The 19,786-nt window shown below is 30.3% G+C and carries 19 protein-coding genes and 1 tRNA gene; 13 read left to right on the plus strand and 7 right to left on the minus strand.

What is annotated here, in order from left to right; translation table 11 throughout:
- Nucleotides 1–10 precede the first annotated feature (10 nt).
- Entirely contained in the window at nt 11–409 is a 399-nt protein-coding gene (locus K354_RS0110760; RefSeq protein ID WP_024955508.1) for a thioredoxin family protein, read from the plus strand.
- A gap of 88 nt (nt 410–497) precedes the next feature.
- Here the strand turns inward: K354_RS0110760 and K354_RS14775 are convergent, their stop codons facing one another.
- From K354_RS14775 to K354_RS0110775, 3 genes are all read right to left on the minus strand, one after another.
- Entirely contained in the window at nt 498–1,601 is a 1,104-nt protein-coding gene (locus K354_RS14775; protein WP_024955509.1) for a GGDEF domain-containing protein, read from the minus strand.
- Nucleotides 1,602–1,765: 164 nt separating this feature from the next.
- A tRNA-Ile gene (locus K354_RS0110770) sits at nt 1,766–1,842 on the minus strand.
- A 59-nt stretch (nt 1,843–1,901) separates the two neighbouring features.
- Entirely contained in the window at nt 1,902–3,008 is a 1,107-nt protein-coding gene (locus tag K354_RS0110775; protein WP_024955510.1) for an FtsW/RodA/SpoVE family cell cycle protein, read from the minus strand.
- A 49-nt stretch (nt 3,009–3,057) separates the two neighbouring features.
- Between K354_RS0110775 and K354_RS0110780 the strand changes: the two genes are divergently transcribed.
- The 12 genes from K354_RS0110780 to K354_RS0110835 all read left to right on the plus strand — a co-directional run bounded on the left by K354_RS0110780 (nt 3,058) and on the right by K354_RS0110835 (nt 16,092).
- The gene (locus K354_RS0110780; protein ID WP_024955511.1) at nt 3,058–4,017 is read left to right on the plus strand and encodes an RluA family pseudouridine synthase; all 960 of its coding nucleotides are present in this window, start codon (nt 3,058–3,060) and stop codon (nt 4,015–4,017) included.
- Nucleotides 3,965–5,203, plus strand: coding sequence for a fibronectin type III domain-containing protein (locus K354_RS0110785; protein ID WP_024955512.1), 1,239 nt, complete (start codon nt 3,965–3,967; stop codon nt 5,201–5,203). The genes K354_RS0110780 and K354_RS0110785 overlap by 53 nt, the downstream gene beginning before the upstream one ends.
- A gap of 3 nt (nt 5,204–5,206) precedes the next feature.
- The gene (gene trmB / locus K354_RS0110790) at nt 5,207–6,376 is read left to right on the plus strand and encodes a tRNA (guanosine(46)-N7)-methyltransferase TrmB (protein ID WP_024955513.1); all 1,170 of its coding nucleotides are present in this window, start codon (nt 5,207–5,209) and stop codon (nt 6,374–6,376) included.
- Nucleotides 6,364–7,035: a cell division ATP-binding protein FtsE gene (locus tag K354_RS0110795; RefSeq protein WP_024955514.1), complete on the plus strand. Its 672-nt coding sequence runs from the start codon at nt 6,364–6,366 to the stop codon at nt 7,033–7,035. The genes trmB and K354_RS0110795 overlap by 13 nt, the downstream gene beginning before the upstream one ends.
- A complete protein-coding gene (locus K354_RS0110800; RefSeq protein ID WP_024955515.1) occupies nt 7,022–7,831 on the plus strand; it encodes an FtsX-like permease family protein in 810 nt (269 codons plus the stop codon). The genes K354_RS0110795 and K354_RS0110800 overlap by 14 nt, the downstream gene beginning before the upstream one ends.
- Complete coding sequence (locus K354_RS0110805) at nt 7,828–9,048, plus strand: murein hydrolase activator EnvC family protein (RefSeq protein WP_024955516.1); 1,221 nt, start codon at nt 7,828–7,830, stop codon at nt 9,046–9,048. The genes K354_RS0110800 and K354_RS0110805 overlap by 4 nt, the downstream gene beginning before the upstream one ends.
- Nucleotides 9,049–9,102: 54 nt before the next feature.
- Entirely contained in the window at nt 9,103–9,828 is a 726-nt protein-coding gene (gene pyrH, locus K354_RS0110810) for a UMP kinase (protein ID WP_024955517.1), read from the plus strand.
- Between the two features lie 151 nt (nt 9,829–9,979).
- Entirely contained in the window at nt 9,980–10,198 is a 219-nt protein-coding gene (locus K354_RS0110815; protein ID WP_024955518.1) for a DNA-directed RNA polymerase subunit omega, read from the plus strand.
- Between the two features lie 11 nt (nt 10,199–10,209).
- The gene (locus K354_RS0110820; RefSeq protein WP_024955519.1) at nt 10,210–12,363 is read left to right on the plus strand and encodes a RelA/SpoT family protein; all 2,154 of its coding nucleotides are present in this window, start codon (nt 10,210–10,212) and stop codon (nt 12,361–12,363) included.
- 21 nt (nt 12,364–12,384) lie between these two features.
- On the plus strand, nt 12,385–13,584 hold the full coding sequence (gene tyrS, locus K354_RS0110825) for a tyrosine--tRNA ligase (protein WP_037940684.1): 1,200 nt from the start codon (nt 12,385–12,387) through the stop codon (nt 13,582–13,584).
- Nucleotides 13,584–14,681, plus strand: coding sequence for a nitronate monooxygenase (locus tag K354_RS0110830; RefSeq protein ID WP_024955521.1), 1,098 nt, complete (start codon nt 13,584–13,586; stop codon nt 14,679–14,681). The genes tyrS and K354_RS0110830 overlap by 1 nt, the downstream gene beginning before the upstream one ends.
- On the plus strand, nt 14,665–16,092 hold the full coding sequence (locus K354_RS0110835) for an N-acetylmuramoyl-L-alanine amidase family protein (protein WP_051505429.1): 1,428 nt from the start codon (nt 14,665–14,667) through the stop codon (nt 16,090–16,092). Before K354_RS0110830 ends, K354_RS0110835 begins: the two co-directional genes overlap by 17 nt.
- A gap of 22 nt (nt 16,093–16,114) precedes the next feature.
- Here K354_RS0110835 and K354_RS0110840 read toward each other — a convergent pair whose 3' ends face one another.
- From K354_RS0110840 to aspS, 4 genes are read right to left on the minus strand one after another with little or no spacing between them, the layout of a single operon-like run.
- The gene (locus tag K354_RS0110840; RefSeq protein ID WP_037940686.1) at nt 16,115–16,579 is read right to left on the minus strand and encodes a threonine/serine exporter family protein; all 465 of its coding nucleotides are present in this window, start codon (nt 16,577–16,579) and stop codon (nt 16,115–16,117) included.
- Nucleotides 16,579–17,343, minus strand: coding sequence for a threonine/serine exporter family protein (locus K354_RS0110845; protein ID WP_024955524.1), 765 nt, complete (start codon nt 17,341–17,343; stop codon nt 16,579–16,581). The genes K354_RS0110840 and K354_RS0110845 overlap by 1 nt, the downstream gene beginning before the upstream one ends.
- 13 nt (nt 17,344–17,356) lie before the next feature.
- The gene (locus tag K354_RS0110850; RefSeq protein ID WP_024955525.1) at nt 17,357–17,923 is read right to left on the minus strand and encodes an adenylate kinase; all 567 of its coding nucleotides are present in this window, start codon (nt 17,921–17,923) and stop codon (nt 17,357–17,359) included.
- Complete coding sequence (aspS, locus tag K354_RS0110855) at nt 17,923–19,671, minus strand: aspartate--tRNA ligase (RefSeq protein WP_024955526.1); 1,749 nt, start codon at nt 19,669–19,671, stop codon at nt 17,923–17,925. The genes K354_RS0110850 and aspS overlap by 1 nt, the downstream gene beginning before the upstream one ends.
- Nucleotides 19,672–19,786 lie beyond the last annotated feature (115 nt).

Here is a 19,786-nt window from a genome sequence, read left to right on the forward strand (position 1 = left end):
AAGGAAAAAAATGAAAAAGATTTTGTGTTTTTGTATCTTAGCTGTAAGTCTAGCTTTTGGTACACAGATAAATTGGGCTAAAGATTATAAAAGTGCTTTGAATCAAGCTAAAAGTGATAATAAACAAGTTTTAATGGTTGTGGAAAGTCCAAATTGCCCTTATTGTAGTTTATTAAAAGAGGATGTTCTCTCTTCTTCTTCTGTTGCCAATTTCATCAATAAAAACTTTGTCCCTGTGCTTGTGAAACAAAATGATGGAACATACCCGTCTAGTACATTTCAAGTTTATGGAACACCCACTACTTTTTTTGTTAATAATAATGGTGAAGAAAGCTACAGCCCTATTATTGGATATGTAGAGAAAGAAAAGTATTTTAAGTATCTTGGTATGGGATTGAACCACCAATAATATAATCCTGCTGGGGTAGTTAACAAAAGAGTTTGTGAAGGATAAAGTTTCTTTAGAACGTTAAATAAGTCAGAATGTTGTTTTTAAGTTAGTAACTCACTTCTGTTTTATTTTTACCATTTTCTTTCGCACTATATAATGCTTTATCCGCTCTATTTAATATTTCTGAGATAAGCTCATTTTTGTGATTTAAAGAACTCACTCCTAAGCTTATTGTAAAGTTTATATATTTATCTGTATTAATACTTATATTTTGATTTTCAACTGTAGTTCTTATATGTTCTGCTATTTTAATAGCACCATTTTGATTAGTGGATGGTAAGAGTATTACAAACTCTTCACCTCCATATCTTGCAGTTATATCACTATCTCTCGTATGTTTTTTCAGTAAAAAAGCCAATAATTTAATAACATCATCACCTATAGTGTGTCCATAGGTATCATTGATGTACTTGAAATTATCAATATCAATCATAATAATGCTAAGAGGCTTGTTTTCTCTATTTTCTATTTTGATTAAATTTTGTGCTATTTCATTGAAATATCTTCGGTTATAAAGATTAGTAAGATAATCATGATTGGCTTGTTTTTTTAGCTCTTCTTGCATATCTAGAATATTTAATTGATTTTCAAAATTAGAACGAGCATAAAACTCCATGATATAACCACCAACTAAGCTCATAGTGAATGATGCGCAGAGTATAAACATGTGAACCACTGTTGCTTCGTATGTAAGTGTTTTAAAAAATAAAATTAATGATATATGTGAAATTACAATTACATTATTGATTATTAGCGATTCTAGGAATTTAAATCCAATAAGTGTAAATACCCAGACCACAATGACATATATTTCATCAATATAATAAAAAATTCCTATTTTTGTGAGCATAAAAGATCCGGTAGCTGCTGTTAAAACAGGTAAGATAATTATATATTTTGCTAAATGATTTAATTTATTTGAAAGAAATGATAAGCTTGATAAAATTAGAAAAAATGTAATGAGAGAATGTAGTGTAATTGCATAGTATAATTGAGTGGTTGGTAGTATTAAAAAGTCAATACCAATATATAAAATATAGAAAAATGCTGTTATATTTGATAAATACATCATTTGCTTTTGTCTGACTTCTTTGATAGATAAAGAAAATAGATTTTCTTTATTTTTATCGAAGTATTTCAATGTAAACATATGTTTATCTTTAAAGTATTCAGTCGTTTTTTTAAGAATAATTGTTCCTCTATTAAAAATTCGTCATTATAGCTAAAATCTTAAAAAACAACTAAGTTTAATAACTGGTATTTGTATGTTTAGAAAATTTAATAGTATGAAATTATATTGAAAGTAAAAAAAGATGGTGGGTTCTACTGGATTCGAACCAGTGACCACTCCGTTATGAGCGGAGGGCTCTAACCAACTGAGCTAAGAACCCATCTGTTTTTAAGAGTGACATTCTATCCATAAAAGCTTTAAAGTAAAATAAAACGAGTGTTAGACTGTATATTTTACAGATTTATAGGTTCTATCGAATCTAAATGTCAGTAAATTTTCCAAAATTCCAAAGAAAACCATAAAGGTTATAAAGCTACTTCCTCCATAACTAAAAAAGGGCAAAGGTACTCCTACTACAGGTGCAAAACCTATAGTCATAGAGATATTAACACCCATATAGACAAAAATGAGCAGAGCTATCCCTGTGGTCATTACTTTACCAAAGTAATCTTTATGAAATTTATAATTAAGTGTGATAAGATGAACTATAAGAAGACCATAAAGCCAAATCAAGCCTAAAGCCCCCCAAAAACCAAATCTTTCGACATGATACGCAAAAATAAAATCACTTGTAGAAATCGGCAAAAATTTAAAATGTGTTTGTGTTGCTTCATCTTTTTCTTTTCCATTGAGTCCACCACTTCCAATAGCGATGATAGATTGTCTTACATGGTAACTAGGTTTTTCAGATACAAAATCAATAATACGTTTTTTTTGATAATCATGTAAAGAAGCATATAAAAAAGGACCACTAATACTGAGTGCTATAAAAAGGGTAATCCATATTTTTTTATTGACTCCGATTACAAAAAGAGTTCCATACCCAACGATAAGAAGAACCATTGCAGTTCCTAGGTCAGGCTCTTTTGCTATGAGAATAAAAGGTAACAGTATATAAAAACTCAGTTTAAAAAAAGACTTCCATCCATACCCTTCTTCTTCAGGAGGATTATGAGATATAAGATAGGCTAGCATGAGTACAAAAGCAGGTTTGATTATCTCAGAGGGTTGGATAGTAAAGTGAACAAAAGGGATTTCTAACCATCTTCTAGCTCCAAGTTTAGAAATACCAAAAAAATCAACACTTACAAGTAAACCTATAGTGAGCCAAAAAAGTAGGGGAATTAACCAAGCTATTTTTCTAAGAGGAATGAGAAAAAAAGTTAAAAAGGCAAAGAAACCCACAGTAAAATATACAATTTGTTTATTGGCTAGTATAGTATTTGCCTCATTAATTAGATAAAATGAGAGTCCTACAATAGGTATAACCAAAATAGGCAGTAAAAAATCAAAATGTGTTAATATTCGTCTATCAATTTGTAGCAAAGAAAACCCTAATTATTTTAATAGGTGATTATACTAGAAAAGAGGTTAAATGACTTTTACATGTAAACAAAGTGGAAGATTAGATGCAATAATGAGTAAAGAACTCTCACTTCCAAGAAATCAAATAGAACAACTTATCAAACAAGTTGGGGTTAAAGTAGATAATAAAGAAGTAAAAAAGAGTGGATTGAAACTTAAGGGTGATGAAGTTATTGAGTATGATTTTGTAGAAGCTAAAAAAGAAAAAGAACATTATGAAGTCAATTTTGATATAGATGTTTTGTATGAAGATGAAGATATCTTAGTTATCAACAAACCTCCATTTTTAACGGTTCATCCTGCTCCAAGTGTAAAAGAAGCAACGGTTGTTGATTGGTTAATTAAAAGGGGTATTTCACTCTCAACTATCAGTGGAGATGAGAGACATGGGATAGTTCACCGAATAGATAAAGAGACAAGTGGAGCTTTAGTCATCGCAAAAAACAATGAAGCACATATGTATCTCTCAAGACAACTTGAAGATAAAAGCATGGGAAGATATTATCTTGCAATAACAGATATTCCTTTAAAAGAAAATACGATTGTTGATAAACCAATAGGCAGAAATAGAAAAAATAGATTAAAGATGGATGTAGTTCAAGATGGAAGAGAAGCAAAAAGTGCATTTTGTAAACTAGCACTTTCAAAAAGTGAAAAAATAGAACTTATAGGTGCTAAGCTTTTTACAGGACGAACACATCAGATAAGAGTTCATCTAAGTGCACTGTCTCGTCATATTTTAGGAGATAGTTTATACGGTTTTAAGAGCCAAAAGAGTAAAATAGCAAGAGTTATGTTACACGCATATATACTATACTTACAACATCCAAAAACTGGTGAGTTTATGCAAGTGATTGCTCCACCGTTTGAAGATTTTGAAAATGTACTAAAAAAACACTTTAATAAGGATGAAATAGATGAGAAAATTGATAGCTCTTATATCATTAAGCGTTTTAATACTTTTTGTTAGTGGATGCCAAGATACACCACAACCACCAAAAAAACCAGTTATTGACCAAACACTACCAAAGTTAGCAGATATCAAGTTTTTAACAGAATTAACAGATGTTGGTTTTGAGTGGAAACCAAGTTTGGATGAAAGAGTATCGGGATATTATATTTATCGCTCAAATCCTAAAAAACAAAATGGTAAATTAGAACGAATAGCTACAGTCAAAGACAAATACGCTTCTCATTATGTTGATACAAAATTAAAACCTAATACACAGTATTATTATAGATTTTCAACTTATTCTCATGATAAAAGAGAATCGATTCCAAGTGATACACTTTTAGTAACAACTCAACCTTTGATTGAATCAATAGCTTTTCTAAAAGCAATTACTGGCTTACCACATAGAATAAAATTGATTTGGAGACCACATACATCTGCAAAAGTTGCTGCTTATATTATACAAAGAAGTGAATTTAGCACAACTAAATGGAAAAATATAGCAAAAGTGAAAGGTAGATTAAGTGCTGAGTACATTGATGCTGGTTTAGAAGATAATCGTGTATATAGATACAGAGTAAAAGTACAAACTTATGATGGTTTAGTTTCTAAACCAAGCCAAATTGTAGAAGCAGGGACTAAACCTCTTCCAGTACCAATACAAAACTTAACTGCTTCAATAGATGTACCAAAAAAGATTGTTTTAAACTGGGGTGCATCGAGTGAAAAAGACTTTTCATACTATAAAGTTTACAGAGCTATCAATCCTCTTCTTTTTTATAGTTATCTTGCAAAAACAAGAGATACGAGTTATGAAGATTTGATTAATGATAATGGAAAAGCATATTACTATTTTGTAACGGCGGTCGATAAAGACGGGTTAGAATCTCATAGACAACAAAGTTCAGTCGCAGGAAGTTCTTTAGATATACCAGAATCTGTATATATAACTTCATCAAATCATGATGGACGAAGTATCAATATAACGTGGAAAAGTACAGATTTAAGAGCTATGAAATTTAATGTTATTAAAGAGTATAAAGATAAAAAGAAAATTTTTACAGGAATACATGGAGACAGTTTCAATGATAGTGATGTAACAAAAGGTATAGAATATACCTATAAAGTTATAGCTATAGATAAGTATGGTTTGGCATCAAAAGATTCTGAAAAAGTTATTATAGAAATACCAAAGGAAAATTAATATATGCCAAATTTTCATGCTAAAGAGTTTGTTGAACCAAGCTATCCATCCGATTATGGAAAAACTAATTTTGAATTTGTTGCACAATCTACAAGAGGTGAAAAGCTTGTAATGAGTCATTTAGAAGATAATGACTTACTTTTAAAAATCAACAAATCAAAAAAAGGTTATCTTATCAAGGGAGATAAGATAACAAGACCTTCACAAGTAGCTATTTTACAGCAGGTTTTAAAAGATTATAGAGATTTAACAAAAACGAATACTACAAATTCAAATATAGACTCAAAAAAAGAGAAGACTTTAAAAGTATCTCCATTTTTAAAAACGATGGAATATTTTGCAAATAGTTTTGAAACGTCAAAAGATATTTTGGTTGAAGTTGGCTTTGGAAGTGGAAGACATCTTTTGCATCAAGCCAAAAAAAATCCAGATAAAATTGTTATAGGTTTAGAGATACATAAACCTTCGATTGAGCAAGTTTTAAAACAGTGTGAACTACAAAATATAGAAAATATTTTGGTGGTAGATTATGATGCAAGAACATTTTTAGAATTTTTAAATTCCAATAGTGTTAAACAGATTTTTGTGCACTTTCCAGTACCATGGGATAAAAAACCACATCGTAGGGTTATAAGTACAGCTTTTATTAACGAATCAAGAAGAGTTTTGATGCAAAAAGGAACACTAGAGCTTAGAACAGATAGTGATAACTATTTTGAATACTCTTTTGGAGAGTTTATTAAGCAAGCAAAAGTAGAGTTACATGTAAACAAAAATCAAGATTTAGAAATAAGCAGTAAATACGAAGATAGATGGAAAAGACAAGAAAAAGATATATATGATATTACGATGATAAACAAAGAAATTTCAGAAGATATACCGCGTATTGGTACATTAAAATTTGATGAGACCATAGAGTTTAAAAAAGTAAAAGAAAAGTTTCAAGAGGTTACTCTACGAGGAGATGATTTTTTTGCTCATATAGAAGAAATTTTTAAGATCAATAAAGATGAAGGTCTTGTAAGAGTCTCTTTTGGTGCTAGTCAAAGAAATGAACATAGTTATCTTTATATAAAAAAAGATAGTGTAACTTATCTCCCTGACAATGTTTTAGCAACAAAAGATAATGAAAAAGCACATAAACTTATAAAAGAGCATATATGGAACATGTAATTAACGCTGAGAATATGACTTTAGCTTATGGTAAAGATGAACCAATTATTACAGAAGCTAGCATGAAAATAAATCCCAATGAATTTGTTTTTATAACAGGTAAAAGTGGAAGTGGTAAATCTACGATTTTAAAGTCAATGTATGGTGAATTATCTCCTCAAAAAGGAGTTTTAGATGTTTGTGGAGTGGGTATTAAAAATATAAGTACTTCAAAACTCAATCTTCTTAGACGTTATCTTGGTATTGTTTTTCAAGATTATAGACTTATTAATGAATGGACAGTTGAAAAAAATGTCATGTTACCTCTTATGATAGGAGGCTTTTCAAAAGGAGTTTGTGCGAAACAAGCACATAAACTTTTGAAACATGTAAAACTACTTCATAAAGCAGATAAGTATCCGCTTGAGCTTAGTGGTGGAGAGCAACAACGTGTTGCGATGGCTAGAGCTTTAGCGCATAATCCTGTTATGATATTAGCAGATGAGCCAACTGGTAATTTAGATGAGTATTCATCTGAAGTGATTTGGGATTTACTGAAGAATGCTAAAGAGCATTTAGGAACAACTGTTGTAGTAGTTACGCATCATATTCCTTCTACGTTGGGGATTGATTATAAACACTATTTTTTAGAAAGTGGGGTTGTGTATGAAGTCTCTTAAAAACCATCTTTCAGTAATTTTTCCATTATTTGTACTTCTTTTTTCAATACAGTTTTCTTTTTTAACAAATAAGATAGTAGAGGATTATTCAAGAAAATTAACTAGAGATTACTCTATTGTTATAGTTGCTAGTAAAACAATCGATAAAGCAGTTTTAAAAAGTAGGGTAAAAGGTATAAAATCAATACAAGAGATAAGCTCAAAAAAGATTTTAGATAGACTAAAAGATAACATCTCTTCAAAAAATATTTCTCTTTTAAAAATAGCATTACCTAAATTTTACTCTTTAAAGTTGGAGTCTTTTCCTGATATATCTAGAATAGAAAAAATTAAAGATAGGCTGTTAAAAAGTGGACTTGTTTCAAAAGTAGAAACATTTTCTAAAACACATACAAAAATATATAGAATGTTTATGTTGCTTAAGAGTATTTCTTTTCTATTTGCAGCATTTATTTTAATTGTTTCAGTTCTTTTAATGTTCAAACAGATGCGAATTTGGTTACTTGAACACAAAGAAAGAATGGCTGTTATGACACTTTTTGGTGCACCTTTTTGGATGAAAAGTGCTATGTTGTATAGACTAGCTATTGTTGATTCTTTTATAAGTACGATTTTTGTTAGTATTTTATATAGTGTACTTCCTTTTATGAAAGAAGTAAATACATTTTCTAAAAGTATGAACATAACAATTCCAACATTTGACATACTCAAAGATGGTGGAACATTGTTAGGTATTTCTCTTGTATTTTCATTATTTATCGTTTCAATTGTAATTAGTAAGATGAATAGAGAATGAGAATATTATTTGTTATAGTAGCTTTACATGTAGTACTTTTTAGTGCTATTTCTGTAGAAAAAAAGATTAGTAAAAATCAAAAAGATTTGAAATTAAAAAGTAAAGTAGAAAGAAGTATTGCTAGAAAATTAAATGATGTTGCACAAGATATTTTAAAAGAAGAAAAGAATTTAAACAATATAAAATCAAAGATAGAAGGTCTTGGAAAAAATATTGCTAAAAATCAAAATGTTGTTAAAGATAAAGAGATAAATTTAAAGGATTTAACAAAACAAAATCTTACTTTATTAGCAAAGAAAAAAGATTTAGAAGAAAAAATAGTCAAAGTGATTGCTGAAGATTTTTCTTTTTATTTAATTTCAGATAAAGGATATTTAGACTCTGTAGAGAGTATTTTAGTAGATGAAACAGTAGATAAAATAGGGATTATTATACAAAAAGAGTTTGCAAAACTTTCACATGATTATGACAGAATAAATAAAAAAATTGATGTACAAAATAGTCAAATTAAAGATATAAAAGCTTCAATAAAATCTTTAAAAAATCAGAAAGTTGAACTTTCTGGTTTGGAAAAATCAAAAGTAAAAAGTATAAAAAAGCTTGATTCACAAAGAGCTTCTTATAGAAAAAGATTATTAGATATCACGAATGAAAGAAATGAAATTAGAGCAACTCTGAAAAAACTAAAAATTATTAAAGCTAAAGAAGATGCTGCAGAAAAACGAGCAAGACTTGCTGCTTTAAAGAAAGCTCAAAAAGATGGAAATATCAATGGCAAAATGACAGTAAGACAGATAGGTTCATCGTATCAAAATAGTAGAGTAAAAAAATATCGTGGTTCCAAAACAATAGCACCATTAGATAGTTTTAGTGTAAAAAGAAAATTTGGTGCATATGTAGATCCAATTTATAAGATAAAAATATTTAATGAATCAGTTATTTTAACAGCAAATGAAAAAAATGCAAAAGTAAAAAATGTACTTAATGGAAAAGTGATTTATGCAAAAGATACTGCAGTTTTAGATAAAGTTGTTATTGTTGAGAACAGTTATGGGATACACACTATATACGCACATCTTTCAAAAATTGCACCGACAATAGAAGTAGGAAAGAAAATTAAAAAAGGGTATGTAATAGGCAGAGTTGAAGATGACCTCTCTTTTGAAGTAACTCAAAAGAGTTATCATATCAATCCTTTAGAGTTGATAAGATACTAAGGTCTTTTATTGTAGAATACGCAAATTTTTTGTCGTATGCGAGTATGAAGGGTAATAATGAAAAACAAAAGAGTATTAGTTAAGTTTTCAGGGGAAGCATTAGCAGGTGAAAATGGTTTTGGTATAGATACTTCTATATTGAAGTTTATAGCAGATGAAATTAAAACACTTGTAAATAGTGGTATTGAAGTAGGTATTGTTATTGGTGGTGGAAATATAATTCGTGGTGTGAGTGCTGCAAAAGATGGCATTATAAAAAGAACAAGTGGCGATTATATGGGTATGCTTTCAACGGTAATCAATAGTATTGCAATGCAAGAAGCATTAGAACATGTAGGTATGGAAGTAAGAGTACAAAGTGCAATTAAAATGGAAGCTATAAGTGAAACTTTTATAGTGCGTCGTGCACAACGTCACCTACAAAAAGGAAGAATTGTTATTTTTGCAGCAGGGACAGGAAATCCGTATTTTACAACAGATACAGCAGCAACTTTAAGGGCGATAGAGATTAATTCAGATATGATTATTAAAGCGACAAAAGTTGATGGTGTTTATGATAAAGACCCTAAGAAATTTTTAGATGCAACAAAATTAAATGAACTTTCATATGAAAGAGCAATGGATGATAGTATCAAAGTTATGGATGATACTTCTGTAGCACTAGCAAAAGATAATAATTTACCAATAGTTGTATGTAATATGTTTGTAAAAAATAATTTATTAGAAATAATAAATGGTGATTATTCTAAGTGCTCAATTGTACAAAAACAAAATAATTAACTAATATAAGTATGAGTTTTAGGTAGAAGACGACCAAAAGGTTGTACTTTAAATAATATAAATCAAACTTAGATTTTCAGTGAAATTTTTCCTTTTAGGAAATTATTTTCTCTAGTTTATTCAAGTTTAAAAAAAATTAAAGGAATATTAAATGAGAACAGAACAAATAACAGCAAAAGCTTTAAAATACGTAGATAACGATAGATATAAACTATCATTACTTATATCAAAGCGTGCAGAACAATTATCAAATGGTGCTGAACCATTAGTTAAATTGGAAGATAAAAATAGTAAAGTTACTGATATTGCTCTTTTAGAAGTAGCAGAAGGTAAAGTATCAATTAAATCTTTTTTAGACGACGAAGAGTAGTATAGTAAGGTATGGAGCGTTTAGTTGAACGTGTACAGTCTTGTAAAAATATAAATGATGCAATAGAGCTTTTATATGAATTTATTCCTAAAAGTAATTCATTAGAAAAAGCACTCTTATTTACACAAGAAAAACACGAAGGACAGTTTCGTAAAAGTGGTGAAGAGTATGCAATCCACCCTATACTTGTAGCTGTATTTGTTGCCTACTTAGGTGGCGATGAAGACATGATTACAGCTGGCCTTTTACATGATGTTATAGAAGATACATGTTGTTCTAAAGAAGAAGTTTCACAAGAGTTTAATAAAGAAGTGGCCCATTTAGTTGAGGGATTAACAAAAATCATGGAAATCCGTGATCTTGAGTTGGTTCCTTCTACTTCTGATGAGAAAATAATATCTTCAGCTTTAACATTTAGAAAGATGCTTTTAGCCTCTATTAGTGATGTAAGAGTTTTAGTGATAAAACTTTGCGATAGACTTCACAATATGCTTACCCTTGATTCACTAAGTAGTGTAAAACAAAAAAGAATTAGTGAAGAAACAATAGTAGTTTATGGTCCTATTGCTCATAGACTTGGTATTTCATCAATTAAAAATCTTTTAGAAGATTTAAGTTTTCGTTATGTTCTTCCAGGTGAATATAAAAAAATTGATGATTTTATCGATGAACATAGACAACAACTTCAATTAAGACTTAATCATTTTACTACAGAAACAAAAGCATTGATGCTGAAAAGTGGCTTTAGTGAAGGTGATTTTACAATAGAAAGACGTGTAAAACACTATTACTCTATATATTTAAAGATACAGAGAAAAGGTATTTCTATAGAAGAAGTTCTTGATATGCTTGCTATTAGAGTTATAGTAAATGAACCTATAGATTGTTACAGAGCTTTAGGGGTTATTCACCAAAACTTTAATCCCCTTATTTCAAGATTTAAAGACTATGTTGCAATTCCAAAAGAAAATGGTTATCAAACTATTCATACAACAGTTTTTGACAATAAATCTATTATTGAATCACAAATAAGAACAAAAGATATGCATAAAACTGCAGAATTTGGAGTTGCAGCTCATTGGAAATATAAATCTGGTGGTCTTAATCCTAAGTTAGAGTGGTTAAATGATTTTAAAAGTCAAGACGATAGTACTGATAATATTGAAGAGTTTTATGAAATAGCCAAAGATAATTTGTATAGTGAAGATATAGCAGTTTTTTCACCTAAAGGGGATATCTTTACACTGCCCCGTGGAGCTACTGTACTTGATTTTGCTTTTGAAGTTCATACAGAAGTAGGAACACATGCAAAAGAAGCTTATGTAAATAAGCAAAAAACACCATTTTTAACAGAGCTCAAAAATGGGGATATTATAAGAATTATCACTTCACATGAACCTCATTTTAGATGTAGTTGGGTTAATAGTGTAAAAACAGGAAAAGCAAGAAATTCTATTGCTGTTAATTGTCGACAAAAGATTAAAGAGATAAATAACAGAGTTGCAGTAGATATTTTAGTAGCAGTTTTTAATGTACGAGAGCGAAAACTAAAGAGATGGTTAGAAAAAGAGAATTTAACAAATAAAATTTTTAAAATTGCAACTGATTCTGTATATTTTAAAAATGTAGTAAATGCCCTTAAAAAATATCCAAGGAGTGATAAACTTCTTTTCCCATTATTGAAGATTGATAGATACAATATAAAAAAACAAAAATTTGACAATATAGTTATTTATTCAAATCAAAATGTTTCACATGTACTTTTTGATTATTGTTGCCATCCAAAACGTGGAGATGAAATTATAGGTTTTAAACGTGGGCATGATGTGCAGGTTCATCATAAATTTTGTGAACGTGCTTCAAATTTGATGAGTGAAAAAGAACAAATGGTTTTTGTCAAGTGGACAAGAGAAGCCCCTGAACGTTATAGGTTGATAGTTAGTATAGAAAACAAAAAAGGTTCTTTAGCTGCATTTTTACAATATTTAGTTAAAATGCAAATCAATTTAGTTACGATAGAATTAGGCAAATCGGAAGAAGGACATGCAGATTATTTTGAAATGATACTTGAACTTCCTGATAAAAATGTGGATATGGCAAGAGAAAAATTAAAAGCGAGATACAAAGTTATAGAGTTTGTATCTACAAATGATGTTTATAAATAATTAATATAGAAAGTGAGAATAATGATTCAAGAAGCAATGAATGAGATAAAGCGCGGTGTTGCTGAAATCATAGATGTGGAACGTATAGAAAAGTTACTAAAAGATTATTTTGAAAATGGTAAAAATTATTATGTTAAAGCTGGATTTGATCCAACGGCACCTGATTTACATTTTGGACATACTGTACTTCTTCAAAAAATGGCAGTTTTACAAAAATGTGGTGCTATAGTTCAGTTTCTTATAGGTGATTTTACTGGTATGATCGGTGATCCAACAGGTAAAAATGAAACAAGAAAAAAATTAGACAAAGAGACTGTATTAAAAAATGCAGAGAGTTATAAAGAACAAGTATTTAAAGTACTAGACCCTACAAAAACAGAAGTTATGTTTAACTCACTTTGGCTTGAAGAACTTGGTGCTAGTGGAATAATAGAGCTTACTACAACATTTAATGTAGCAAGAATGTTAGAGCGTGAAGATTTTGAAAAAAGATATAAGTCTCAAGCTCCTATTTCTATAAGTGAATTTTTATATCCACTTCTTCAAGGTTATGATAGTGTAGCCATGAAATGTGATATAGAGATGGGTGGAACGGACCAAAAATTTAATTTGCTTATGGGAAGACAACTCCAACGTACATATAATGTAGGTAAAGAACAAGCTGTCGTGATGATGCCTTTACTTGAAGGACTTGATGGCGTTAACAAGATGAGTAAATCTTTAGGTAACTATATTGGGGTTACTGATGAACCTAGTGATATGTTTGGAAAAGTACTAAGTATTAGTGATGATTTAATGTGGAGATATTACGAACTTTTAAGTGCTCTTAGCCTTGAAGCTATTGCTACATGTAAAGATGATGTGGCTACTGGTAAAGTACATCCAAAAGTTGCAAAAGAAAATTTGGCATTGGAGTTAGTTACTAGATATCATAATGTTGATTTAGCTAATGCGGCAAAAGAAGAGTTTAATAATGTACATAAAAAAAATGAGCTTCCAACTGATATTAAAGAGTTTAGTTGTGATGGCCCTATTTGGATAGCAAAAGCATTAGTAGATTGTAAAATTTCTCCATCAACTTCACAATCTCGTAGAGATATAAAACAAGGTGCAGTTAAAATTAATCAAGAAAAAGTAAGCGATGAACAGCTACAATTAGAACAAGGTGAATATATACTTCAGGTTGGAAAGAGAAAATTTGCTAAATTAAAGGTTATATAATGTCATTTAAACCATTGAAAATAGGTAAATATACAATAAAACATCCAATCGTACAAGGCGGAATGGGCCTAGGAATTAGTTGGGATGGTTTAGCTGGAAATGTGAGTCTTGAGGGTGGACTTGGAGTTATAAGCTCAGTTGGTACTGGGTATTATGAAGATAATAGATATAGTGCAAAAGATATCAATACAAGACCACTTAATTCTGAAAACTTTTATTCAGCTAAAGGTTTAAAAGCAGTTATTGATAATGCAAGAAAAATTTCTGGAGATAATCCTTTAGCTGTTAATATACTTTATGCTAGTAATGATTATGAAAGAATTGCAAGAGATGCTTGTGCTGCTGGTATTGATATTATCATAACAGGTGCTGGACTTCCAACAAATATGCCAGAGTTTACTGAAAATTATCCAGATGTTGCTTTAGTTCCTATCGTTTCATCTGCAAAAGCTTTAAAGATTATTTGTAAAAGATGGACAAAAAGATATAACAGACTTCCAGATGCAATTGTTGTTGAAGGACCAAAAAGTGGTGGACATCAAGGTTTTACTTATGAGCAATGTTTCCAAGATGAGTATCAGTTAGAAAATTTAATCAAACCAATTAAGGAAGAGATGAAAAATTGGGGTGATTTTCCTCTTATCGCAGCTGGTGGTATTTGGGATCATGATGATATAGTCAAAATGATAGAATTAGGAGCTGATGGTGTACAAATGGGTACTAGATTTATTGGGACTCATGAGTGTGATGCACATGATAGTTTTAAAGAGGTTATTTTAGCTTCTACTGAAGATACAATAAAACTTTTAAAATCACCAGTAGGTTATCCTGCTCGTGGGATTAGAACAAATTTAATAGAACTTGTCGAAAAAAGAGAAGGACCTGCTGTAAAATGCATTAGTAACTGTGTTGCTCCTTGTCATCGTGGTGTTGAAGCAAAAGCAGTAGGTTATTGTATAGCTGATCGTCTTTCAGATGCATTTTTAGGTAAAAAAGAATCAGGTCTGTTTTTTACTGGTGCAAATGGTTATAAATTAAATGAAATAATAAGCGTAAAAGAGCTTATTAATAAGTTGATAAATGGCGAAAATAGTTAAATTACTATTTTTATTATTCATATCTTATAGTGCAGTATTTAGTGCTAGTAACTATATCAATGAGTTAATCTCATATGATAAAAAGATTAAAACTGCTGATGATGATGAACTCTTAAGAGTTCATCATGCTATTAAGAGTATTTACATACAATCTATTATAAAAAACGATAATACACTAAAAGAACAAACACTTCAAAGGCTTGTTAAAACATCTAATATTCTGAAATTTGATTCAAGTGGGTATGCAAAAGAACTTGCGACTTTACAAAAAATAAGTGGAAAGAAAAAAACTTTTAAAAGTAAAAGGAAAGTAGTTCCTAAAAAAACAATAGCTCCTCCTAAAAAGATAAATAAGCATAAGACTCATTTAGCAAGATTAAAAGGGATTTCTAATAAAGGGGATATGTTAGAACTGAGTTTTGATCAAAAGTTAACAAGTAAGGATATTAAATCCTTTCAATTAAAAGCAAAAAATACTTACAGAGAAGTTTTTGATATAAAGGCTATACTCTCTTTTGTTCCTAGTATGAAAACTCCAAAAGCATTAAAAAGCTTAAGAATAGCTCAATATAATAATAAAACTTTAAGGATAGTTTTTCAAAGAAATTCTATTCTTAAATCAACAATAAAAGTGCATGGACGTAAAATAGATATTTTATATAATTCAAAAAATAGCCCTAAAACAAAGGTTACGACAGAGAAAAAAGATTATACAAAATATATTAAACCTCTATCTTCTCGTAAGATTATTGTTATAGATGCTGGGCATGGAGGTAAAGATGCTGGAGCGGTTGGGAGTAAAACACAGTATGAAAAAAGAGTAGTTTTACAGATTGCTTTAAAAACAGGAAGAATACTTCAAAAAAGAGGTTACAGAGTTTATTATACAAGAACTAATGATAAATTTATACGTTTACGAAATAGAACAAGATATGCAAATAAAAAAGGTGCAGATATCTTTTTATCGATTCATGCAAATGCTTCAAGAAAAAAATCGCTTCATGGAATCGAAACATTTTTTCTTTCACCAGCAAGAAGTAAAAGAAGTAAAAATGTAGCAGCATTAGAAAATAAGTCAGATATGCAAGAGATGGATTATTTCTCAAAACAAACTTTTTTAAATGTTTTTAATAGGGAAAAAATAATAGCAGCAAATAAATTAGCATTAGATGTGCAACAAGGTATGTTAAATAGAATCAAAAAGAAATACAGTGGAGTAAGAGATGGTGGAGTAAGAGAAGCTCCTTTTTGGGTTTTAGTAGGTGCTCAGATGCCGTCTATCCTTGTAGAAACAGGATACATATCAAATAAATATGAGAGAAAAAGGATTTTTAATTCTCACTATCAGACATTAATGGCAAATGGAATTGCAGACGGTATTGATAGTTATTTTGTAAAAAATGAATATTAAAAAAGTTTACATGTAAAGCTGATTATAAAATGGGTTGTTGTCGTTTTGTGTAATATAAAGAAGGAAGAACTAGACCAAAGGCAATAGCAAAAAGAATACTTATAGCATGTAAGCCATTTTGAATAAAATTTTGTAAGAGCATATCCGTAACACCATTATTATTCATAGCAATTAAACTAATCATCATTTCGTAGGCATATGTTCCAGGAATCATAGGAATAATCGATGCAACTGTATATACTGGACGAGGCATAATATATTTACGCGACCAAAATACGCCTATAATACCAATAGTAGTAGATGCAATAAATGTTGAAAGTTCAATAGAGTAAAAATTGAGTAATAATTCTCTTATCCCATAAGTTAATGTACCCCCAATGGCGCAAAAAGGTAAGGCAGAACGAGGAACATTAAAAATCATGGCAAATCCAGCTGCAGGAAGAGCAGCCCAAAGAGCATCAAATAAAATATTTGACCACTGTATCATTACCATCCTTTTATATCAAGAATACTCATTGCGAGTATTATTCCAATAGTTGTCATGAATGTTAATAAAGTTGCTTCTGTCCAACGACCCCAACCCATACTCATATATCCTTTAAAGGCATCTAAAATGGCATTTATATAAGGAAACCCAGGAACTAAAAGTAATACACTAGAAGAGAGAACAACACTTGCAGTTGCACTAAATTCATGGTATGAAGCTACACTGGCAATAAGTGTACATACAAAAGCAGTAAATGCAAATACTATAAGTAAAGAGTAATTACGGCGTGAGAGAAAAATACGAACAGCCATACCAGTTGCTGAAGCAAAAAATGTAACAATAAATCCAGGCCAATCAGCCCCATGAAGATGGCTAAAAGAAGCACACGCAAGTCCAATCATAAGAATAAGTAACCATTTAGGATAATAATTAGCATGAATTGCATTAAGTCTTGTTTCAACCATATTTAAATTTCCAGGATTTTTTTCTGCAAGAATGCAGATAGATACGATTTGATGGATTATAGACATATTTATAGGTTGATTGTGTGCTCGTCTAGTTGTTGTAACAGAACGTCCATTTATTAGTGTTGTTAAAACGATAGCAGAGGGGATGAGTGATATCTCTGTCGAAGAACACCCTAATGCTTTACCAAAACGAGTTGAAATTTGTTCAATCAAATGGCTTTCTGCTCCATAATCGAGAAGCATTGTAGCTATACGAACAATAATATTAGTAATTTTCCTTTGCTCTATTCTTGAAATCGTGGGAAATCCCTTAAGTCAGTTCTATATGTTTTTGCATTTCTTTGACAACAGCTTCAATTTCATTTTCACCACTAATTTTATGCAATATTTTTTTTGAAATATAAAATTTTTGTATACCTTTTAAAGGTTTATTATATACATCCATACGGTTTTTAAAAATTTCTATATTATCGTCAGCTCCACGGTTTCTTCCAAGAACTCTATTCATAGCAGTCTCTTCACTAACTTCTACTTCTATAACAGATTTTAAAATTATGTTTTTTTCTTTTTGTAGGATAGTATCAAGACCGAGCATTTGTTCACTAGAACGAGGATAACCGTCTATCAATATAATATCATTTTGACTTTTATTAATAGCATTAACGATAGTATTAAGTGCAACCTCAACAGGAACTAATTCTCCAGCACTCATACGTTTACCTATGATAAGTCCTAGTTCACTACCACTAGCAACTTCAGCACGTAATAGCTCACCAGTTGAATAGTGAGCTATATTTTCGTTGTTTTTTGCAATAATTTCAGCATCAGTAGTTTTTCCACTACCAGGAGCTCCTATAATTAAAAAAAGAGATTTCATTATGCTTTTGGTTTCTCTCTTAATCTTATACCTAAGTCTTTAAGTTGTTCATTATCTACACCACTTGGAGCTTGTGTAAGAAGACACTGTGCACGTTGTGTTTTAGGAAAAGCAATAACATCACGGATGCTATCACTATTTGTAAGAAGCATGATAAGACGATCTAATCCCATTGCAAGTCCACCATGAGGAGGTGCACCAAATTTTAGAGCATCTAGTAAAAATTCAAATTTTTCATTTGCTTCTTCTTCACTGATTCCAAGAAGTTCAAATACTTTTTCTTGCATCTCTTTTTTATGAATTCTCATACTACCACCACCAAGTTCCATACCATTAAGAACAATATCGTAAGCGATAGATTCCATCTCATCAAGTGGTGCATTTATATCTTTTGGTTGAGTAAATGGATGATGTAGAGCTTTAACTCTTCCATCTACGATTTCAAACATATCAAAATCTACAACCCAGACAAATTCAAAAGTATCAGCAGGGATAATATCCATAAGTTCAGCAAGATAAATTCTAAATCTTCCCATATAATCAAGTACTAAAGATTTTTCACCAGCACCAAAGAATATAGCATCTCCAACTTGAAGATTGCTTACTTTTATCATCTCTTCTAAATCTTCTTCTTTAAAGAATTTTGTAAGAGGACCTTTTAGTCCATCTTCTTTCATTTGAAAATATCCAAGTCCACTTGCACCAAACTTTCTTACATAATCCTCAAAACCTTTCATTTGGCGTTTTGAAAAGATATTGTCTCCATTTGGAACTTTTAGAGCTTTGATTCTATTTTTCTTTTTATCTTTTGCAATGTTTGAGAATATCTCATTTTCACAATTAGCAAAGATATCAATCATATCTACCATGCTAAGGTCATAACGAAGATCTGGTTTGTCTGAACCATATTTTTCCATAGCATCTTTATAACGAATTCTATTAAATGGAGTTTGGATTTCATGTCCAGCAGCTTTAAATACATTTACTAGTAAATCTTCAGTTACTTTTATAACGTCTTCTTGGTCACAAAAACTCATCTCTAAATCTATTTGAGTAAATTCTGGTTGACGATCTGCTCTTAAATCTTCATCTCTAAAACATTTTGCAATTTGAAAATATCTATCAAATCCTGAACACATTAAAAGTTGTTTAAAAAGTTGTGGAGATTGAGGGAGTGCAAAAAACTCACCATTGTGAACACGACTAGGTACTAGATAATCTCTTGCTCCTTCAGGAGTAGATTTTGTTAAAATTGGAGTTTCTACTTCTAAAAATCCTTGAGCATCAAGTACATTTCTTGCAGCAATTGTTGCTTTACTTCTTAATTTAAAAGTTTCATATGACTTTGCATTTCTTAAATCTAAATATCTATATTTTAGTCTTGTTTCTTCTCCCACATTGTTATCACCAATAACAAAAGGAACAGGTTCACTAGCATTTTCTATGATTAGCTCATCTACAACTATTTCGATTTTACCAGTTTTTAGGTTTGGATTTTCTAATCCTTCACCTCTTGCTCTTACTTTTCCTTTTGCTCTTAAAACAAACTCATCTCTTACAAGATTTGCTGTTTCATGTGCACTTTTGCTATCACTTGGATCACATACAAGTTGCACTAATCCACTTTTATCACGAAGGTCGATGAAAATTATTCCACCGTGATCACGGTTGTTATTACTCCAACCACAAACTTCAACTTCTTCACCAATATTTTTTTCACTTAAATCTGTACAATAATGACTTCTCAAAGGTATATCCCTAACTTGTTTTTTAAAAGCTATTACTATAGCAAAATCTTACTTGTATTTTGTTTATACTGTAAAGTTTTAGGATTAAACTAAAAAATTACTATGAGTTTGAGCA

Origin of the sequence: Sulfurospirillum arcachonense DSM 9755 (assembly GCF_000597725.1) — a bacterium.
Classification (GTDB): domain Bacteria; phylum Campylobacterota; class Campylobacteria; order Campylobacterales; family Sulfurospirillaceae; genus Sulfurospirillum_A; species Sulfurospirillum_A arcachonense.